The following is a 5,557-nucleotide window of genomic DNA, read 5'->3' as shown; positions in this document are numbered from 1 at the left end:
GTTTGAGCTCCCTCACCGTTTTCGCGATCTCCTTGGTGAGCTGGCCCGCGACCATGGCCTGGATGCTCCCCTCCTCGCCCATGACCGGCGCCGGGAGCTCAACCTTTCTTATCTCCATGGTCCAGCTGTAATCGTTGAAAGGTTCCTCGAACGTGCCGCTCTCTGCCCTCTCGTCCGGGACCTCCTTCTTCTTCGCGGCCTCCATGAGGTCTATCTCGATCTCGGCCATCCTCTGCCTGGCCAGCATGGTGGCCACGATAAGGCTCTCGGCCCTGCCGCTCTTGATCATCGTGTTGCCGACGAACGTGAGCAGGGTGGTGAGCGCTATGGCGAGAATGGCCACCGCGACCATCACCTCGATGAGGCTGAAGCCGCTGCGGAGCAACCCGGTTTTTCCCCGTCCGATCACTTTGTCTCCATCCTGCGATACTCGGGTTCTATGCTGACCCTACCGTTGATCGGGTTTGTCTCCAGCGAGTAGTTCGTCTCGTCGTCCTCATCCCTCAAATTTATGATCGCATGCTCGACGTAGCCGTTGGGGAAGAAATAGATCGCCTCCTCTCCGGCGGATGTCCCGGCGGGTTTGTGCTCCACGTAGACGTCCTTGAAGAAGACCGAATTGGGAAGCTTGGTCGCCTTTAGCAGGAATGTCTCCATCTGGGTGAAGACCGGCTCTCGCGGTTTGATGCGAGTTTCCCCCTCTTCATCCTCTTCCGTCTCATCCCCTTCCGCAGCGTCCTCACCTTCGGATTTCTTCGATCCATCCTTCTTCGGCGCGACCGAAGAGCCCTCGCCCATCGAAATCACGAAGGGATCGTATGTCGCCTCGACCCAGTAGGAGTTTTCCTCGATGTCCAGCACCAGTTTTATGTAGAGACCTTCGGTGGCGGCCTTGTTATAGAGGTACCTGATAGCAGTAGCGAGTTTCTTGGAGGATGATTTCATCTCCAGGTCCAGCATCGTGTCCATGCGGCTGATCACCACGCCCAGCACGAGACCTATGACCGCCATCGAGACCACGATCTCCAGCAGAGTAAAGCCGAGGCTCCGCTTCAACCTGCAGGCCGAACCCGCATGACGCCTGTGCACGCACGGCATCCTCACTCGCTCCCCCCAAATCAAAACGGCCGCCCTGGCCTATTACTCAGACCGGGGCGGCCGATCGGCTTCGCCTCATAAGGGCCGCATCGCGCCATACACAGGCGCCGTCATGCAGCCGGGCCCTGCGGACTCACTCCGCCGTTTCGAAAGAGCTTATGTCCGCATCCACGCCCTCTCCGCCTTCCTGGCAATCGCGGCCGAGGGAGTAGATCTCATAGTCGTGGCCCTGGAGTCCCGGGCTGTAATACGAATAATCGCAGCCGAACGGGTCCTGCGGAATCTTGTCGCCCTTCAGATATCCCTTCGGCGGATAGCGTTTGGGGATACGGCCTATGCTCGGCTTCTCGATCAACGCCTGGAGCCCCTGTTCAGTGGAAGGATAGAATCCGCTGTCGCGGCGGAACTGATCGAGAGCCTCCTCGAATCCCTTCATCTGCGTCTTCGAGGTCTCGACCTTGGCCTCATCGAGCCTGTCGAGGACGTTCACCGTGACGACCGTCGCTATCAGCCCGAGGATCGTGATCACGACCATGATCTCGATAAGGGTCATACCTCTCGTGCCGGACAAAAACCTCTTCATCATCCCCCTCCTTTCAAAACCCAAGATCCATGTCGAAAATCGCTTTCAGGAATTGACTAAGTATAATGCCGATCTTCGCTCAATATGTAAACTGCAAATTCGTCCGGCGCAAACCGCGAAAAAACTTAACCGAGCTGGTTGAGCTGCATGATCGGCAACAATATCGACAGCACGATAAAAGAAACCACGCCCGCCATGACGAGTATCATGATCGGCTCGAGCAGCGTGGTGAGCGTCGAGAGAGTCGTGTCCACGTCCGCGTCGTAGGCGTCCGCGACCCTCTCCAGCATGCGCTCGAGATCGCCGGTCTTCTCGCCGATCGCTATCATGTGGGTCACCAGCGGCGGAAACTCCCCGCTCTTCCTCAGCGGATCGGCTATGGACGCGCCCTCGCGCACGTTGTCGCGGGTCTGCTCGATGACCGCGCGAAGCTTCGTGTTCGTGATGATATTTTTCACGATATCCAGCGCGTTCAGGAGCGGCACGCCGCTGGCCAGCAGCGTCGCGAGGGTCCTCGAAAAACGCGCCACGATCACGAGCCTGTTTATCCGGCCGAAGAGCGGGAGCGTGAGCATCTTGCGATCCCACCATTCCTTTCCCTTCGGCGTCTTCACGTAGCGCATGGCCAGGTATATCAGGACCGGGATCGCTATGACGAAGACGTACCAGTAATTCGTGAGCCCGTTGCTCACGCCCATGAGGATCTTCGTGGGGAGCGGCAGCGTAGCGCCCACGTCATCGAATATCTTGGTGACCTTGGGGACCACGAAGGTGAGCAACATCGTCATGAGTCCGAGGCCGACGACCGACATTATCGCGGGATAGATCATCGCGCCGACCACCTTGCCGCGCAGCTTGCTCTGCCCCTCCATGAAGTCCGCGAGTCTCACGCAGACGATGTCCAACGCGCCGCTGCTCTCGCCCGCGTTTATCATGTTGGTGTACATGTCGCCGAAGACCTTGGGGTGCGCCTTCATCGCGTCGGAGAGCTTGCTGCCCTCCGTGACGCGGTCGCGGACCTTGGTGAGGATGTTCTTCAGCTTCGGATTCTCTATCTGGTCCAGGAGGGCGTTGAGCGCCTCGACCAGCTGTATGTTCGAGGCGAGCAGCGTGGAGAGCTGGCGGGTCATCAGCGCGACTTCCGCGAGCTTGACCCTCTGCAGGTACTTGCCCACGTTCACCTGCATGCCGAGGCCGACCCCCTGCTTGGACTCGCCCTCGACGTCGAGCGTGGTGGGAAATACGCCCATGCGCCTGAGCTTCTGCCGCGCGGCGCGCTCGTGCTCGCCGTCGACCGTGCCGGAGACGCGTTTCCCCTTGGCATCTATGCCTATGTATTCGAATACCGGCATCGCGTCCTATCCGCTGTCTTCCTGCGTGACTCGCAAAACCTCTTCGATCGTCGTCATCCCCTGCATGACTTTCTGGGCTGCGTCCTGGCGCAGCGTGATCATGCCCTGTGCGAACGCCACCTTCTTTATGGTCGCGGCGTCCGAGCCCTTCATGAGCTCAGCCCTGATCGCATCGGTGATCATAAGTATCTCGTGAATGCCCGCGCGCCCCGCATAGCCCGTCTCGAGGCATATGGGGCACCCGACCGGCCTGTATATCTGCCTCCCCTTGAGGTCGGCGGGCGCAAGCCCTATCTGCGCCAGCTCCGCCTCTTCCGGCGTGTACTTGCGGGCGCAGTCGCGGCAGACGGTCCGGAGGAGGCGCTGCGCTACGATGCCGAGCACCGACGACGCCACGAGGAACGGTTCCACGCCCATGTCCACGAGCCTCGTGATGGAACTGGGGGCGTCGTTGGTGTGCAGCGTGGAGAGCACGAGATGGCCCGTGAGAGAGGCTTGTATCGCCACCTCAGCCGTCTCCTTGTCGCGCACCTCTCCCACCAGGATTATGTCCGGGTCCTGCCTGAGAAACGCGCGGAGGCCCGAGGCGAACGTGAGATCGATCTTGGGGTTCACCTGCATCTGGTTCACGCCGTGGAGCTGATATTCGACCGGGTCCTCGACGGTGATGATCTTGACCTCGTTCGTGTTGAGCTTCGACAGCGCCGAATAGAGCGTAGTGGTCTTGCCCGACCCGGTGGGGCCGGTGACGAGGACGATGCCGTTATGGTGGGTCAGCAGCCCCTTGAAGATCTCCAGGTTGCCCCTGGAAAAACCCAGCGACTCAAGGTCCAGAAGAACCGAGGAGGCGTCCAGAAGCCTCATCACCACGCTCTCGCCGTGCGCAGTCGGTATCGTGGAGACGCGGATGTCGATGTCCTTGCCGGCGATCTTGATCCTGATCCTGCCGTCCTGAGGCACGCGCTTCTCCGCGATGTTGAGTTGGCTCATGACCTTCACGCGGGATATTATGGCGTTCTGCGCGCGCTTGGGGGGCGTCATCACGTCGTAGAGTATTCCGTTGATCCGGAAGCGTATCTTCAGTTCGCGTTCGAACGGCTCCACGTGGATATCGCTCGCCTTCTGCTTCACGGCCCTGAAGAGAAGCGTGTTGACGAGCCTGATGATGGGGGCCTCGTCATCCGCGTCCAGGAGATCGACCGGCTCATTGAACTCGTCCGCGATCTCCCCGCCCTCCTCCAGCTCGCCCATCGCCTCCTCGCCGCCGCCGGTCGCCCGGTTGAAGACGGCGTTGATCGCGTTCACTATCTCGTACGACGAGGCGATCACCGGCTTTATCTCAAGCCCGAAGAGCATCCGCAGATCGTCTAGCGCGTAGAAGTTGGTCGGATCGGCGATCGCCACCACGAGCGCGCCCTGCTCCTTTCTCAGCGGCAGCACCTCGTTCTGCTTCGCGTAGTTGATGGGGAGGTTGGCGATGAGGTCCTGCGGTATGGCATCCACTTCTATCTTGTTCTCGTAAGGGAACCCCAACTGAATCGAAAGGGCCTTGAGCACGTCCTCTGTGCGCAGGAACTTGAGTTGGACCAGCGCCTCGCCGAGCTTGATGCCCCTCTCCCTCTGCACGGCAAGGGCCTGTTCCAGCTGCTCCTCGGTGAGGGCTGTGGTTTCAAGGAGTATCGAACCTAGGCTTCGCTCTTCCATCGGGCTCCTGCCATGAGATCAGATTCAGTATGCGAGATCCACGTCCACGGCGCCCTTCGATCCCGACCCCTTGGAGCCGCCCGCGGAGTTCCCCGACGAATCGACCGACGGCACGGTGATCACCGGGCCGGCGCTCGCGGATGAAGCAGGCCGGCTTGCAGAAGACGCCGTTTGGGTTGAACTGTAGGCCGGCCTGCTGGGGGGCATGATCGGCTGGCTCGCCGACGAAACAGGCGGGACCGCCGAAGACGACTCGGTCTTCTCGCCCACGCCTGGGCTCGGCTGATAGGAAGGCGTGGCCGACAGAAGATCCGCGCGATGCTGTGATATCGTATCGAAGATGGCCCTTTGCTGTTTCTTGCCGTAGTTCTGCTCTATGAAGCGGTTGCGCTGACCGATCTTGTAACTGCTGATCTCGCCGAAATCGGTGGGATCCCTCAGGACATAAGGGGTGATAAAGAGTAGCAAGTTGTTCTTCAGCGAGCGCGTGGTCTGGCTGCGGAAGAGCCAGCCGAGCAGCGGTATGTCGCCGAGAATTGGGACCTTGCTCTTGTTATGCGTGGTCTGGTCCTCCATCAGACCGCCCAGGACCACGGTCTGCCCGTCCATGGCCACGACCGTTGTCGTGACCTCGCGTTTGGTCTCAGGCGCGGCGCCGGTGGGACCCGGATCTCCAGTGAAGTTCGAGAGCTTATGATGGATCTCCAGACGAACGGCGTCGCCCTCGCTGATCTGAGGAGTGATCTCGAGCGTGAGTCCCGCCTCCAACGGATACGGCTCGACGGCCTGGAATCCGGTCGTGCCGGACTGCGTCACCTTT

General features: G+C 60.4%; 6 protein-coding genes. All 6 read right to left on the bottom strand.

What is annotated here, in order from left to right; genetic code table 11:
- Positions 1–409 (bottom strand): prepilin-type N-terminal cleavage/methylation domain-containing protein (locus WC683_19100; GenBank protein MFA4974716.1); only part of this gene is annotated, 409 nt, incomplete at its 3' end.
- Positions 406–1,098, bottom strand: coding sequence for a type II secretion system protein (locus WC683_19095; GenBank protein ID MFA4974715.1), 693 nt, complete (start codon positions 1,096–1,098; stop codon positions 406–408). The genes WC683_19095 and WC683_19100, both read right to left, overlap by 4 nt.
- Before the next feature lie 133 nt (positions 1,099–1,231).
- A complete protein-coding gene (gene gspG, locus WC683_19090; GenBank protein MFA4974714.1) occupies positions 1,232–1,681 on the bottom strand; it encodes a type II secretion system major pseudopilin GspG in 450 nt (149 codons plus the stop codon).
- Positions 1,682–1,806: 125 nt separating this feature from the next.
- Complete coding sequence (gspF, locus tag WC683_19085; protein ID MFA4974713.1) at positions 1,807–3,033, bottom strand: type II secretion system inner membrane protein GspF; 1,227 nt, start codon at positions 3,031–3,033, stop codon at positions 1,807–1,809.
- Positions 3,034–3,039: 6 nt separating this feature from the next.
- Positions 3,040–4,737, bottom strand: a complete 1,698-nt coding sequence (gene gspE / locus WC683_19080; protein ID MFA4974712.1) for a type II secretion system ATPase GspE — start codon at positions 4,735–4,737, stop codon at positions 3,040–3,042.
- A gap of 24 nt (positions 4,738–4,761) precedes the next feature.
- The coding region (locus WC683_19075) for a hypothetical protein (protein ID MFA4974711.1) at positions 4,762–5,557 on the bottom strand (796 nt) is incomplete at its 5' end.

It is taken from the genome of bacterium (genome assembly GCA_041648665.1).
Classification (GTDB): Bacteria; UBA10199; UBA10199; order 2-02-FULL-44-16; family JAAZCA01; genus JAFGMW01.
This window is presented reverse-complemented; position numbering and strand designations above follow the sequence as displayed.